Annotated in this window: 13 protein-coding genes and 2 pseudogenes; 6 read left to right on the top strand and 9 right to left on the bottom strand. The window is 71.7% G+C overall.

Annotation, left to right across the window (positions count from 1 at the left end):
- The 3 genes and pseudogenes from CA983_RS30985 to CA983_RS30995 all read right to left on the bottom strand — a co-directional run.
- A pseudogene (locus CA983_RS30985) lies at nucleotides 1-520 on the bottom strand (hypothetical protein); the annotation flags it as partial.
- Between the two features lie 9 nt (nucleotides 521-529).
- Nucleotides 530-2,860 carry an FHA domain-containing protein gene (locus CA983_RS30990; RefSeq protein WP_086604130.1) on the bottom strand — a complete coding sequence of 777 codons (2,331 nt, stop codon included), beginning with the start codon at nucleotides 2,858-2,860 and terminating at the stop codon, nucleotides 530-532.
- A gap of 46 nt (nucleotides 2,861-2,906) precedes the next feature.
- Entirely contained in the window at nucleotides 2,907-3,317 is a 411-nt protein-coding gene (locus CA983_RS30995; RefSeq protein ID WP_059415575.1) for a hypothetical protein, read from the bottom strand.
- 334 nt (nucleotides 3,318-3,651) lie between these two features.
- Here CA983_RS30995 and CA983_RS31000 point away from each other — a divergent pair, with 334 nt between their 5' ends.
- Nucleotides 3,652-4,035: a nuclear transport factor 2 family protein gene (locus CA983_RS31000; RefSeq protein WP_086604131.1), complete on the top strand. Its 384-nt coding sequence runs from the start codon at nucleotides 3,652-3,654 to the stop codon at nucleotides 4,033-4,035.
- Nucleotides 4,036-4,104: 69 nt separating this feature from the next.
- A complete protein-coding gene (locus tag CA983_RS31005) occupies nucleotides 4,105-4,392 on the top strand; it encodes a DUF1905 domain-containing protein (protein WP_086604132.1) in 288 nt (95 codons plus the stop codon).
- Nucleotides 4,393-4,437: 45 nt separating this feature from the next.
- Here CA983_RS31005 and mgrA read toward each other — a convergent pair whose 3' ends face one another.
- On the bottom strand, nucleotides 4,438-5,430 hold the full coding sequence (mgrA, locus tag CA983_RS31010) for an L-glyceraldehyde 3-phosphate reductase (RefSeq protein WP_086604133.1): 993 nt from the start codon (nucleotides 5,428-5,430) through the stop codon (nucleotides 4,438-4,440).
- Nucleotides 5,431-5,547: 117 nt separating this feature from the next.
- On the opposite strand from mgrA, the gene CA983_RS31015 reads away from it, so the two are divergent.
- Entirely contained in the window at nucleotides 5,548-6,498 is a 951-nt protein-coding gene (locus CA983_RS31015; RefSeq protein WP_086604134.1) for a LysR family transcriptional regulator, read from the top strand.
- A gap of 136 nt (nucleotides 6,499-6,634) precedes the next feature.
- Nucleotides 6,635-7,150: a mycothiol transferase gene (locus tag CA983_RS31020; protein ID WP_086604135.1), complete on the top strand. Its 516-nt coding sequence runs from the start codon at nucleotides 6,635-6,637 to the stop codon at nucleotides 7,148-7,150.
- On the opposite strand, the gene CA983_RS31025 is transcribed toward CA983_RS31020, so the two are convergent.
- Both CA983_RS31025 and CA983_RS45380 read right to left on the bottom strand, forming a co-directional pair.
- Complete coding sequence (locus CA983_RS31025) at nucleotides 7,132-8,211, bottom strand: adenosine deaminase (RefSeq protein WP_107500298.1); 1,080 nt, start codon at nucleotides 8,209-8,211, stop codon at nucleotides 7,132-7,134. The genes CA983_RS31020 and CA983_RS31025 overlap by 19 nt on opposite strands.
- A 41-nt stretch (nucleotides 8,212-8,252) precedes the next feature.
- Nucleotides 8,253-8,649: pseudogene (locus tag CA983_RS45380) on the bottom strand (VOC family protein).
- Between the two features lie 152 nt (nucleotides 8,650-8,801).
- Here CA983_RS45380 and CA983_RS31030 point away from each other — a divergent pair.
- Nucleotides 8,802-9,260 carry a pyridoxamine 5'-phosphate oxidase family protein gene (locus tag CA983_RS31030; RefSeq protein WP_086604137.1) on the top strand — a complete coding sequence of 153 codons (459 nt, stop codon included), beginning with the start codon at nucleotides 8,802-8,804 and terminating at the stop codon, nucleotides 9,258-9,260.
- A gap of 4 nt (nucleotides 9,261-9,264) precedes the next feature.
- On the opposite strand, the gene CA983_RS31035 is transcribed toward CA983_RS31030, so the two are convergent.
- The 3 genes from CA983_RS31035 to CA983_RS31045 all read right to left on the bottom strand — a co-directional run bounded on the left by CA983_RS31035 (nucleotide 9,265) and on the right by CA983_RS31045 (nucleotide 11,728).
- Nucleotides 9,265-10,173, bottom strand: a complete 909-nt coding sequence (locus CA983_RS31035) for an oxidoreductase (RefSeq protein WP_167407504.1) — start codon at nucleotides 10,171-10,173, stop codon at nucleotides 9,265-9,267.
- Between the two features lie 27 nt (nucleotides 10,174-10,200).
- Nucleotides 10,201-11,091 (bottom strand): glycoside hydrolase family 19 protein, encoded by an 891-nt coding sequence (locus tag CA983_RS31040; RefSeq protein ID WP_086604139.1) that lies wholly within the window; start codon nucleotides 11,089-11,091, stop codon nucleotides 10,201-10,203.
- A gap of 199 nt (nucleotides 11,092-11,290) precedes the next feature.
- On the bottom strand, nucleotides 11,291-11,728 hold the full coding sequence (locus tag CA983_RS31045; RefSeq protein WP_086604140.1) for a MarR family winged helix-turn-helix transcriptional regulator: 438 nt from the start codon (nucleotides 11,726-11,728) through the stop codon (nucleotides 11,291-11,293).
- 79 nt (nucleotides 11,729-11,807) lie between these two features.
- Here CA983_RS31045 and CA983_RS31050 point away from each other — a divergent pair, with 79 nt between their 5' ends.
- Nucleotides 11,808-12,920 carry a substrate-binding domain-containing protein gene (locus CA983_RS31050; protein ID WP_086604141.1) on the top strand — a complete coding sequence of 371 codons (1,113 nt, stop codon included), beginning with the start codon at nucleotides 11,808-11,810 and terminating at the stop codon, nucleotides 12,918-12,920.
- The last annotated feature ends 72 nt before the right edge of the window (nucleotides 12,921-12,992 follow it).

Raw genomic sequence — 12,992 nt, forward strand, 5'->3', positions numbered from 1 at the left:
CCGGGGGCTCGGTCGGGCGGGGCGGCTCCGGGTGTGCCCGGGGCGTGTCGTCCGTCGCGTACGTGTTCGCCCGGGTGCCGTCGGAGTACACCCAGTGGCCGTGGGCGGCGTCGTAGAGCCACACGGACTCGCCGTCGACGACGACGCCGATCCGCAGCCCGTGGGTGCGGGCGTGGAAGGACTCCCGGTCCAGACCGCCCGCGAGGTCCTCGACCGCGGACCGGTAGCGAGCCAGGGCTTCCTGTGTACGGGCCAGCAGCGGGCGCGGGTCGGCGCTGCGGGTGAGCGGCCCGTCCGCGGCGGGCGGGTCCTGCGGCACGGCGACCAGGCGGCGGCCGTCGACCCAGGCCGACCAGCCGTTGAAGCACAGCACGTGCCCCCAATCGCCCCGCCGCTCCAGCAGCTGCACCGGCAGCAGGGGGTCCAGGTCCACCGTGGGCCGGGACGGGTCGGGGGCCTCCCAGGCGGGCATACCGTGCTGCGGGACCACGTGCGTGGGCCGGAATCCAGGAGTCGTCACAGGCGCTCCCTACTTCCGCATCACGGCCGGTTCGTGGCGGCGCAGCAGCCGGGACACCAGGAAGCCGAAGAGCGCCGACAGGACGACCAGCATCCCCACGTCGAGCAGCCACGTGCCCGCCGAGTGCTCGAACAGAGGGTCCTTCGTCAGGTCGTCGGGCACGATCCTGGCCAGCCCGACCGTGCCGGCCATCGCGGCCAGGGCCCAGCGCGCGGGCACCAGCCAGCCCAGTTGCTCGAGCCCGGGCACACCGTCCAGCTTCAGCAGGGCGCCGCAGAAGACGACCTGGACGATGGCGATGAGGACGAGCAGCGGCATCGTCACCTCCTCCTTGCGTACCAGCGCGGAGATGAACAGGCCGAGCATCATGGCCGTGAACGCCAGCAGGGCGACGGCGACCGCGATCTCCGCCAGGGGCGACATCAGCACGCCTTCGCCGCCGGGCGCGTTGAGGTCCACTCCGAGCAGGGCGACCAAGGTCAGCACCACCGCCTGGAGCACGGTGATGACGCCCAGGACGACGACCTTGGACATCAGGTACGCCGATCTGGACAGGCCCACCGCCCGCTCACGCTGGTAGATCACCCGTTCCTTGACGAGTTCGCGCACGGCGTTGGCGGCCCCGGTCAGCACCGCGCCGACGCACAGGATGAGCAGGGCGTTCATCGCCGTGTCCTGCGTCAGCTTGCCGCCCGCCAGGGCCCGCGCCATCACGCCCATCACGAACGGCAGGGCGATCATGATGATCAGGAAGGTGCGGTCGGCGCTGAGCGCGGCAGCGTACCGGCGCACCAGTGTGCCGAGCTGGGCGGCCCGGCTGCGCGGCCGGGGCGGTGGGGCGATGACGACGGGTTCGGAACGGGGCTGTTGCGGCTGGGCGGTGGCGTCGGCGACGTACCGGCCGTGGAAGGGAGAGGCGCTGTAGTCCCCGGCCCAGTCCCGGTCCGCGTCCCGGTCGAAGGCCTCGAAGGCCTCCGGCCACTGCTCGAAACCGAAGTAGGCCAGGGCGTCCTCGGGCGGCCCGTAGTAGGCGATCTTCCCTCCGGGAGCGAGCACGAGGAGCCGGTCGCACACGTCCAGGCTGAGGACGCTGTGGGTGACCACGATGACGGTCCGGCCGTCGTCGGCGAGGCCGCGCAGCATGTGCATCACCGAGCGGTCCATGCCGGGGTCGAGTCCGGAGGTCGGCTCGTCGAGGAACAGCAGCGACGGTTTCGTCAGCAGCTCCAGTGCCACGCTGACGCGCTTGCGCTGGCCGCCGGAGAGGCTGTGCACGTGCTGGTCGGCGCGCTGTTCCAGGCCCAGTTCACGGATCACCTCGTCGACCCGGGCGCGCCGTTCGGCCTTGGCGGTGTCCTGCGGGAAGCGCAGCTCGGCGGCGTAGGAGAGGGCTTTGCGGACGGTGAGCTGGGCGTGCAGGATGTCGTCCTGCGGGACGAGGCCGATGCGCTGACGCAGCTCGGCGTAGTCGCGGTAGAGGTCGCGGCCGTCGTAGAGGACGGTGCCGTGGTCGGCGGGCCGCTGGCCGGTGAGGGCGTTGAGGAGCGTGGACTTCCCGGCGCCGCTCGGGCCGACGACGGCGAGCAGGCACTTCTCCCCGACCGGGAACGACACGTGGTCCAGCAGCGTCTTGCGGCCGCGGTCGACGGCCACCGTCAGGTCCTGCACGTCGAGGGAGATCTCACCGGTGTCGACGTACTCCTGGAGCTGGTCGCCGACGAGGCAGAACGCCGAGTGGCCGATGCCGACGATGTCGCCCTGGCCGACGGGGGCACTGGTGACGCGGCTGCCGTTGAGGTACGTGCCGTTGTGGCTGCCGAGGTCGGTGATCTCGTAGGTCCCGTCGGGCAGGGCGCGCAGTTCGGCGTGCCGGCGGGAGACCACCAGGTCGTCGATGACCAGGTCGTTGTCGGTGGCGCGGCCGATGCGGACGGTGCGGGCGGGCAGCGGCCGGACCGTCGTGGGCTGCCGGTAGGTGCCCGTCATGGCCGGCATGGAGACGGCGGAGGGGCGTTCCGGGGCCGGTGCGGGGCGGCCCGTCAGGACCACGCGCGGTCCGTCGGCCGGGCTGCCGAGGCGGATGACGCTGCCGGGGCCGACGTCCCACTCGTGGATGCGGTGGCCGTCGGCGTAGGTGCCGTTGGTGCTGTTCTCGTCCTCGATGGTCCAGTGCCCGTCGTCGGGCCGCAGCACCGCGTGGTGCCAGGAGACCCGGTCGTCGTCGATGACGATGTCGCTCGACGGGTCGCGTCCGACGCGGTAATCGCGGCCCGGAATCATCACCGTGGAGCCCGTCTCGGTCTCCAGGACGAGTTCTGGTGCTACCGACGACTGCGCCATGACCAAGATTCTACCGATTTGCCTGATGTGCGACTCGGCGAGCCGCTCAGGCCACGGGTACGCCCAGGACGGGGGCGGTCCGCTGCATCCGCAGGGCGTCCACGGACTCGGCGAGCAGTTCGTACTCGGTGGTGTCGTCGCTGGTGGCGATGCGCACCAGCCGTCCGGCCGCCAGCTCCTCGGCGACCCGCTCCTGCTGACCGGGATCGGCGCACCAGGCGCGCAGCAGGGTGGGCACGTCGGGCACGGTCTCGGCGACCGGCACGAGCGCGCCCGGTGGTAAGTGCTCGGCGTCGGGCTGGGGGTCGAGGCGCTGGGCGATCCAGGAGGCGCGGTCGCGCAGCCACCACAGGGCGAGGGCGAGGGTGGGTGCCCGGTAGGTGCCCAGGGGAACTCCGATGCGGCGGCCGTCGCAGACTCCGTACGCCGTGACGTGGCACAGAAACTCGTCGTGCACCTGACCCTCCCCCGTTGCCCTGCCCGCCTGCCTGCCGACCTTGCCCGTTCTGCGGCTCGCGTGCTGTGCGTGAGGGCGCCGTCGCTGGATGTGAAGCGCTCTCGCTGGTCAGTATGTTCACTACTGAAACACTGTCACCATGTCTTTCCGGCCACTCTCCTGGCATATTCACACCCCGAGTTGGCCGAAACGCTGCGGGCGGTCGTCAGGGGGCATGACTCCGGAGGTAATCGACGCTCCCGCCGGGTCCGGGCAGGGTGGTCCGTGCCGGTTCGCCGCGAGCGGTGATCCGGGACCTGACCAGCAGAGACGACCTTTCGGAGGTTGATCGTCCATGTCCGCACCCGCCCACCGTCACGAGGACGCCGTCGCCCGCTACTTCGAGGCCTGGAACGCCGAGGACCCGGCGGCACGGGCGAAGGCGGTCGCCGCCGCCTGGACCGAGGACGGCGGCTACACCGACCCTCTGGCCGACGTCCGCGGCCATGAGCAGATCGCCGCGTTGATCGCGGCGGCCCGCGAGCAGTTCCCGGGGTCGGTGTTCCGGCTCGCCGGCGCCGTCGACGGGCACCACCACATCGCGCGTTTCGCGTGGGAGCTGGTGAACGAGACCGACGGCTCGGCGCCCGTGGCCGGGTCGGACGTGATCACGCTGGACGAGCAGGGCCGGATCAGGGCCGTGCTCGGTTTTCTGGACCGGGTGCCCGCCGGGGCGTGAGACCGGCGATGAGTTTCCCGGTGTCGGGCGGTCTGGTGTGTGAGAGACGACCGAACACCGGAGGACACCATGGCCACGACCGGAAAACTGGACGCGGAATTCACCGCGGTCCTGCGCAAGAGCCCCGCCGAGGGCGGCTGGACCTATCTGGTCTGGCCCCGGTCCGTCGAGTTCTTCGGCACCCGCGGCCTGGTCAAGGTCCGCGGGACGATCGACGGGCACCCGTTCCGCAGCTCGTTCATGGCGCTGGGCGACGGCACGCACAAGCTGCCCGTGAAAGCCGACGTCCGCAAGGCCATCGGCAAGGAGGAGGGCGACACGGTGACGGTGCGCCTGGAGGAGCGGATCGGTTCCTAGAACCTGTCCCGGGGGCGGCCGCCGCCCCCGGGCAGGTCTGGGCGGCTACTGCTTGACGACCGCGTCGATACGGGCCAGCTCGTCCGCGTCGAAGTCCAGGTTGCCGATGGCTCCCACGCTGTCCTCCAGCTGCTGCGGGCTGCTCGCGCCGACCAGCGCGGAGGTGACCCGGCCGCCGCGCAGCACCCAGGCCAGCGCCATCTGGGCGAGGGTCTGGCCGCGCGACTTGGCGATGTCGTTCAGGTCGCGCAGCCGGCCCACCAGCTCCTCGGTGACCGCGTCGGAGTTCAGGAACGGGCTGTCGCTCGCGGCCCGGGAGCCCTCCGGGATGCCGTCGAGGTAGCGGGCGGAGAGCAGGCCCTGCTCCAGCGGGGAGAAGACGATGGAGCCGACCTGGAGCTCGTCGAGGGCGTCCAGCAGCCCCTCGTCCTCGGGGCGGCGGTCCAGCATCGAGTAGCGCGGCTGGTGGATGAGGAGCGGGGTGCCCAGCTCGCCCAGGATGCGGGCGGCCTCGCGGGTCTGCTCCGCGGAGTAGTTGGAGATGCCGACGTACAGCGCCTTGCCCTGCTGCACCGCCGAGTGCAGGGCGCCCATCGTCTCCTCCAGCGGAGTCTCCGGGTCGGGGCGGTGCGAGTAGAAGATGTCGACGTAGTCCAGGCCCATCCGCTTCAGGCTCTGGTCCAGCGAGGACAGCACGTACTTGCGCGAGCCCCACTCGCCGTACGGGCCCGGCCACATCAGATATCCGGCCTTGGTGGAGATGACCAGCTCGTCGCGGTAGGCCGCGAAGTCCGACTTCAGGAACTCACCCAACGCGGACTCGGCGGCGCCGGGCGGCGGGCCGTAGTTGTTGGCCAGGTCGAAGTGGGTGACGCCGAGGTCGAAGGCGCGGCGCAGGATGGCACGCTGCGTCTCGACCGGCCGGTCCGGGCCGAAGTTGTGCCACAGGCCGAGCGAGAGCGCGGGGAGCTTCAGGCCGCTGCGTCCGGTGCGCCGGTAGGGCATGTCCGCGTAGCGGTCGGGGTGTGCGGTGTACAACGCGACTCCAGAGGGGTTGGCACGGTCGGGAAACAACCGGGGTCCACTCTGGCGTGACCTGCTCCCATGCGTCCAACAGAAGAATCCGATGGAATTCAGCGGCTACGCTTCTCAGTCATGGAACTGCGCCACTTGCAGCACTTCGTCGCGGTCGCCGAGGACCAGCACTTCACCCGGGCGGCGGAACGGCTCCTGGTGTCCCAGTCGGGCCTGTCGGCCTCGATCCGGGCGCTGGAGCGGGAGCTCCAGACACCGCTGTTCGTGCGCACGACCCGCCGGGTGACGCTCACCCCGGCCGGGCGGGCGCTGCTCGGTGAGGCGGAGCGGATCCTGGCACAGGTGCGGTCCGCCCACGAGGCGGTGGCGGCGGTGCAGGGCGTCCTGCGCGGCATGCTCGCGCTCGGCAGTGAGCAGTGCATCGCCGGGGTGCACGTCGCGGGGTTGCTCGCCACCTTCCGGCACCAGCATCCGGACGTGGAGATCTGTCTGCGGCAGGCCGGGTCGGGCGCGCTCGCGGAGGAGGTCGCGGCCGGGCGGCTCGACCTGGCGTTCGCCGTACGGACGCAGGCGGACAGCGACCAGCTCCGGTCGGTGCCGCTGACCAGCGAGCCGATGACGCTGCTGTGCCACTCCAGCCACCGGCTGGCCGCCGCCGGTGCGGCCGTCACGCCGGAGGAGCTGGGCGGGGAGGTGTTCGTCGACTTCCACCCCGACTGGGGTCCGCGCCGCACCACCGACACGGTGTTCGCCGCCGCGGGCGTACGGCGGACCGTGGCCCTGGAGGTGAACGACGTGCACACCCTGCTCGACCTGGTCGACGAGAACCTCGGCGTCGCCGTCGTGCCGCGGCACTTCGCGCACAAGCGGGCCTCCCTGACCGCGCTGCCGGTCAAGGGCACCGGCGAGGCGGTCTACGAGACGGTGGCCCTGCTGCCGCCCCGGCAGGCCACCAGCCCGGCGGCCCGAGCGCTGATGGCGCTGCTGGAGGCCACGGGCGCGTCACCGGGGACGACCACGGACGGGTCACCGACGCCCACGGGCGCGCAAGCGGAGACCACCGGCGCGTGAACCGGGCGCACGATGACCGGTGCGCACAATGACCCGTGCGCACGATGACCGGTGCGCACAATGACCCGTGCGCACCATGACCGGTGCACATGAGGCGCGGTGCGCATGAGACGCGGTGATGCGCGATGGTGGAGCCATGCATGCGAAGGACATCCTCATCGACGGCTACAACCGCATCCAGGAAGAAGTCCACGCCACCGTCGAGGGCCTCGGCCCCGACGAACTGAGCGCCCGCCCCTCCCCCGACACCAACTCCATCGCCTGGCTGGTCTGGCACCTCACCCGGGTCCAGGACGACCACGTCGCCGACGCCTTCGATCTCGACCAGGTGTGGCTGTCCCAGGACTGGGAGAAACGCTTCGGCCTCGGTCTGCCCCGCCACGACACGGGCTACGGCCACAGCCCCGCCAAGGTCGCCAAGGTCCGGGTCGACTCCGGCGAGATGCTGACCGGCTACTACGACGCGGTGCACGCGCAGACCCTCGACGCCCTGCGCGGCCTGACGGCCAAGGATCTGGAGCGCGTCGTCGACGAGCGCTGGGACCCGCCGGTCACCCTGGGGGTCCGGCTGGTCAGCGTCCTGTCCGACGATCTCCAGCACATCGGACAGGCCGCCTACCTGCGGGGGCTGCTTCAGAGCGCGGTCTCGTAGCCGGGCAGGACCACGTCCCGGATGAGCGCGTTCCGCTCGTCGAAGGGGAGGAACGCGCTCTTCAGGGCATTCACCGTGACCGTGCGCAGATCCTCGACGGTCCAGCCCGCCTGCTCGACCAGCAGGGACATCTCGCGGGTCATCGTGGTGCCCGACACGAGCCGGTTGTCGGTGTTCAGGGTGACGCGGAAGCCGAGGTCCTTCAGCGCGGTGATCGGGTGCTCGGCGATGGATGTCGCGGCGCCGGTCTGGAGGTTGGAGGTCGGGCACATCTCCAGGGCGACACGCCGGTCGCGCACCCAGCCCGCGAGACGGCCGAGCTTGCCTGTGGTGAGGTCGGGGATGTCGTCGGTGATGCGCACGCCGTGCCCGATGCGCTGGGCGCCGCACACCTGGAGGGCCTGGTGGATGCTGGGCAGGCCGTGGGCCTCCCCGGCGTGGATGGTGAACGGCACGTTCTCGCGGCGCAGGTGCTCGAAGGCCGCGAGATGGTCGGCGGGCGGGAAGCCGTCCTCGGCGCCGGCGATGTCGAAGCCGACGACACCGGCGTCCCGGAACGCCACGACCAGGTCGGCGATCTCCCGGCTGCGGTCGAACATCCGCATCCCGCACAGCAGCGTCCCGACCCGCACGGGCGTCCCCGCGGCCGCCGCCTTGGCCATACCGGCCGCGAGCCCCTCCTGCACGGTCTCGACGACCTCGGTCAGGGCCAGCCCGCCCCTGACCATCAGCTCCGGGGCGTAGCGCACCTCGCCGTAGACGACACCGTCCGCGGCGAGGTCGAGCACGTACTCCTCGGCGGTGCGCAGCAGGCCCTCGCGGGTCTGCATGACGGCGAGGGTGTGCTCGAAGGTGGCTATGTAGCGCACCAGGTCGCCGGAGTTGGCGGCCTCGTAGTACCAGGCGGCGAGTTCGGCGGGGTCGGTGGTGGGCAGGGTGTGGCCGACCGCGTCCGCGAGCTCCACCACGGTGGCGGGGCGCAGGCCGCCGTCGAGGTGGTCGTGCAGCACGGCCTTGGGCAGCCGGCGGAGGGTGTCGGTGTCGATGCGGGGCGCGGTCATGTGCGTGTTCCTCGGTGCATGTGCGTTCTCGGTCGGGGCGTTCAGTCGGTGGCGGGCTGGAGCAGGTCCCAGCGGTTGCCGTACAGGTCCTGGAAGACGGCGACGGTCCCGTACGGCTCGTGCCGCGGCTCCTCCAGGAACGTGACGCCCGCGGCGGTCATCCGGGCGTGGTCCCGGGCGAAGTCGTCGGTGTGCAGGAAGAACCCGACCCGCCCGCCGGTCCTGGTCCCCGACCCGGCCGGCCTGCGCCTCCCCCTTCGCGCGGGCGAGCAGCAGACCACTGCCCGTCCCCGGACTCCCGGGTTCGACGACGACCCAGCGCGACCCGTCGGGCCGGGGAGCGTCCTCGGCGAGCCGGAACCCGAGAGCCTCGGTGTAGAAGCGGACCGCCTCGTCGTAGTCGTCGACGACGAGGGTGACCAGGGCGATACGTCGCATCAGGGCCTTTCGGAGCGTGGGGTTGACGGGTGAGGTTATACGTAACACGCAGGGGATGCAAAACCCGGCGATCCCGGCTCCGAGGACGTAGGTCCCCGGCCTACGCCCCCAGCCCGAGGCGGTCCGTCCGGCCACCCGCTAGCGTCCTGGGCATGAAGATCACCGAGCCACCCCGCACCCCCGAGCAGCGCAAGGCGGACCTGTTGCAGCGCCTGGACCGGGAGATCGACATCTGGGTCGCCACGGCGGACACCGAAGGCGTGCCGTGCCTGGTTCCGCTCTGGTTCGTGTGGCACGACGAGGCCGTGTGGCTGTGCACACGGCTGACCAATCCCACGGGCCGCAATCTGCGGGACGGCCGACGGGCCCGGCTGGCCTTCGGGGACACCCGGGACGTCGTGCTCGTCGACGGTGACGTGGAGACGTTCACGACCCCCGAGGTGCCGCCGAAGGCGGCCGAGGCGTTCCGCGCGAAGACCGGCTGGGATCCGCGCGAGGGCCACGCGTCGTACGCGTTCTTCCGGGTGCGGCCGCGCGCGGCGCAGGCGTGGTGCGAGGAGCACGAGCTGCCGCGCCGGCATCTCATGCGGGACGGGGTCTGGGCGGTCTGACCGGTCAACCGGCCTTCCGGCGCGCCGCGTTCAGCCGGTCCAGTTCCCCGTCCGTGAGGCGGATCGCGCCCGCCGCCACGTTCTCCACGAGGTGGTCGGGGTTGCCCGTACCGGGGATCGCGAGCACATGTGGGCCCTGGTGCAGGGTCCAGGCGATGCGGATCTGCGCGGGGCTCGCGCCGTGGGCCCGGGCCACGGCGCGCACCTCCTCGTCATGGGCGGTGGTGGCGCCGCGCTCCCCGCCCTCGCCGGCGACGGCGTAGAACGGCACGAACGCGATGCCCTGTTCGCCGCAGATCCGCAGCAGTTCGTCGGTGGCGGGGTCGGGGCGGTCGAGGGCGTACCGGTTCTGCACGCAGACCACGGGGGCGATGGCCTGCGCCTCGGCGAGGTGGCGGGGCTCGACGTTGGAGATCCCCAGGTGGCGTATCAGGCCCGCCTCGCGCAGTTCCGCGAGGGCGCCGAAGCGCTCCGCGATCGAGTCGTACGCCGGCATCCGGCGCAGGTTGACCACGTCCAGGTGGTCGCGGCCGAGCTGGCGCAGGTTCTCCTCGACGTGGGCGCGCAGGTCCTCGGGGCGGGCCGAGGTGCCCCACTCCCCCGACCAGGTCCGGTACGGGCCCACCTTGGTGACGATGACCAGGTCGTCGGGGTACGGCGCCAGCGCGCTGTTGATGAGTTCGTTGGCGGAGCGCAGCGACGAGAAGTAGAAGGCGGCCGTGTCGATGTGGTTCACGCCCAGGTCGATCGCCTTGCGCAGAACGGCGATCGACCGGCCGCGGTCACTCGGAGTGCCGAGATGGAAGGCGGCACTGCCCGTCAGCCGCATCGCGCCGAAGCCGAGGCGGCGGACGGGCAGGTCGCCGAGTTTCCAGATGCCCGCGGCGTCCGCGGTGATCGTCTGTGAGCTCATCCGCGGAGTCTCACACAGGCCCCGCCGTCAGCAGGAGAGGTTGCCGCCGGGTGACGTCCCGAGGATCTGCGTGAACCGCTGGTAGTTGTTCACACGGCTCTGCACCTGCGCCGGGTTCTTGCCGTCGCACTCCAGGGAGCCGTTGATGCTGCGGATGGTCTGGCCGAAGCCGGCGCCGTTCACCATGGCGTTGTGCGGGGTCATGGTGCCGGGGCCGGTCTGGGTGTTCCAGTACCACAGGGCCGTCTTCCAGGCGACTGCCGCGTCGTTCTGCACCAGCCAGGGGTTGTTCAGCAGGTCGATGCCGAGCGCGTCGCCCGCGGCCTTGTAGTTGAAGTTCCAGCTCAGCTGGATCGGGCCGCGCCCGTAGTAGGCGGCCTGGCCGGCCGGACAGCCGTAGGGGCGGCTCCAGTCGCAGTAGTGCGGGTAGTTGGCGGTGTTCTGCTCCACCACGTGCACCAGGCCGCCGGTCTCGTGGCTGACGTTGGCGAGGAAGGCGGCGGCCTCCTGCTTCTTCACCGTGTCGCTGCCGGTGTTGGCGAAGCCGGGGTAGGCGCTCAGGGCCGCGGTGAGACCGCTGTAGGTGTAGAAGGGATTCCGGTTCGGGAACATCTGGTTGAACTGCGCCTCGGTCACGACGAAGCGCGCGTCGGGCGTGCCCGGGCCGCTGTCGCAGGCGTACGGCTCCCAGTACCAGGTGCTGATGGTCGGGTCGTAGCCCGGGTTGGCGTGCTCGGCGATGTACGCCTTGCCGTCGGTGTAGCGGACGATGTCACCGGCGGCGTACGACTTCCCGGCCACCCAGTTGGGATAGCTGGAGCACGCGGCGGCGGAGGCGCTGGTGGCGGGCAGGAGCACCGGCGCGGTGCCCGCGAGGGCGAGGGCGGCCAGGACGGCGGAGACGCGGCGTCTCGACACGGGATCAACTCCTTTGCGGGACACGGCCGCACCCCGTCGAGGGCAGGGCGGAGCAGAGCCTGCACCGCACGCACCGGGAGGACCGGTCACGGCGTGGGCGCGGCCGTGGTGGGGGGTTGTCGGAGGCACACTCAACCGCTTTGGTCTGTACCAGTCAAGGGTGTAGACCAGTCATCCGCGCACCGGGGTCACCCCGGGCTCACACGCGCGCCGACTCCGCCAGCGTCGCGGCCAGCCGGTCCAGCAGGGACCGCAGCAGTTCGTCGTCAGCCTCGCCGAGCCGAGGCCGGCCGGCGCGCACCGCGCGGTCGAGCCGCTGCCAGTACTCCTGGCCGCGGGGGGTGAGGTGGGCGAGGACGCGGCGGCGGTCGAACGGGTCGACCCGGCGGTGCACGAGGTTCTCGTCGACGAGTTGGTCGACGAGCTTGGTCAGCGTCGGAGGCGGCAGAAAGGCGGCCTCCGCGATCGCCGTCATATGGTGCCCCTCGCCGTCGGACAGCAGCGCCAGCACCCGCCACGCGTCGAGCGAGCAGCCCTCCTTCTCCGGCACGGCCCGCAACCGCCGCGCCGCCAGCCGCTCGGCCCGCGTCAGCAGTTGCACCAGGTCGTCCGGCCGACGCGGGGTTGGGGTGGGCATCCTGCTCCTAGTCCAAGAAGGTGCGTCCATCCTAGGAGACGCACTGGAGTTCGTCCGGCGCAGCCGGAACCATGACGCCATGTTCCGGCACGACCTCCCCGCCCCCGAGTGGTTCACGGCCGACGACTCCGTGCTCGGCGTGGCCCTCGTCTTCCCCCTGCAGGGACCGGCCGGGATCTTCGGGCCGACCTGCGAGCTGTGTGCGCGGCTGGCCGCCGAGGAGGTCAACCGGGACGGCGGCGTGCTCGGCAGGGAGCTCCGGCTGGTGCCGGTCGACGGCTCGGGCGCGCCCGGCGAGGTCGCCGGCCACGTCGAGGCACTGGTGGACCTGGGCGTCGTGCAGGGCGTCACGGGCTGGCACATCTCCTCGGTCCGCCAGGCGCTGGCGCCGCGGATCGCGCATCGCGTCCCGTACGTGTACACCGCGCTGTACGAGGGCGGTGAGGACACGGCGGGCGTGTTCCTGACGAGCGAGACGCCGCGCGACCAACTGCGGCCCGCGATGGATCTGCTGGCGCACGAGCGCGGGGTGCGGCGGTGGTTCGTCGTGGGCAACGACTACGTGTGGCCGCGGCGTACGGCACGGGCGGCCCGCGGGTACGCGCACCAGTCCGGTGCGTCCGTCGTCGGCGAGGTCTATCTCCCGCTCGGCACCCACGACTTCGAGCCGGTGTTCCGCCGTGTCGAGCGCTCGGACGCCGACGGGGTGCTGATGCTGCTCGTCGGCAGCGACGCGGTGCGCTTCAACCGGGCGTTCGCGGCGCACGGCCTGCACGCGCGCTGTCTGCGGCTGAGCACGCTGATGGACGAGAACATGCTGATGGCGAGCGGCCCGTCGGCCACCGAGGACCTCTACAGCACGGCGGGGTTCTTCGCCTCGCTGGCCAATCGGGACACCCTGGACTTCCACGGGCAGTACGCGGCCCGCTACGGCGTCGAGGCACCCGCCCTCGGCAGCCTCGGCGAGTCCTGTTACGAGGGCGTGCTGTTGCTGGCCGCGCTGCTGAAGCGGGCCGGGACGCTGGACGTGTCGGCGGTCGGCGCGGCGGCGGGCGCGGTGTCGTACGAGGGCCCGCGCGGGCTGCTGCACCTGCGGGACAGTCACGTCCGCCAGCGCATCTACCTGGCCCGCGCCGACGGGCTCGACTTCGACGTGCTGACGGAACTGGACCTGCGCGGCGCGCGCCCTTGACGGGGTCGGTCGAACGACACACCCCGGGATCGACACCCCGCGCCGCGCGAGCGCGAGAATCCCCCCATGAGC

This window comes from Streptomyces swartbergensis, assembly GCF_002148965.1.
GTDB lineage: Bacteria > Actinomycetota > Actinomycetes > Streptomycetales > Streptomycetaceae > Streptomyces > Streptomyces swartbergensis.

What these genes read in the sequence shown, in the direction of transcription:
- CA983_RS31005 (WP_086604132.1), top strand. Translation starts at nt 4,105, where the DNA reads ATGGCCACGACCGGAAAACTGGACGCGGAATTCACCGCGGTCCTGCGC.
- CA983_RS31025 (WP_107500298.1), bottom strand. Translation starts at nt 8,211, where the DNA reads ATGACCGCGCCCCGCATCGACACCGACACCCTCCGCCGGCTGCCCAAG.
- CA983_RS31020 (WP_086604135.1), top strand. Translation starts at nt 6,635, where the DNA reads ATGCATGCGAAGGACATCCTCATCGACGGCTACAACCGCATCCAGGAA.
- CA983_RS31015 (WP_086604134.1), top strand. Translation starts at nt 5,548, where the DNA reads ATGGAACTGCGCCACTTGCAGCACTTCGTCGCGGTCGCCGAGGACCAG.
- CA983_RS31050 (WP_086604141.1), top strand. Translation starts at nt 11,808, where the DNA reads ATGTTCCGGCACGACCTCCCCGCCCCCGAGTGGTTCACGGCCGACGAC.
- CA983_RS31035 (WP_167407504.1), bottom strand. Translation starts at nt 10,173, where the DNA reads ATGAGCTCACAGACGATCACCGCGGACGCCGCGGGCATCTGGAAACTC.
- CA983_RS31045 (WP_086604140.1), bottom strand. Translation starts at nt 11,728, where the DNA reads ATGCCCACCCCAACCCCGCGTCGGCCGGACGACCTGGTGCAACTGCTG.
- CA983_RS31000 (WP_086604131.1), top strand. Translation starts at nt 3,652, where the DNA reads ATGTCCGCACCCGCCCACCGTCACGAGGACGCCGTCGCCCGCTACTTC.
- CA983_RS31030 (WP_086604137.1), top strand. Translation starts at nt 8,802, where the DNA reads ATGAAGATCACCGAGCCACCCCGCACCCCCGAGCAGCGCAAGGCGGAC.
- CA983_RS30990 (WP_086604130.1), bottom strand. Translation starts at nt 2,860, where the DNA reads ATGGCGCAGTCGTCGGTAGCACCAGAACTCGTCCTGGAGACCGAGACG.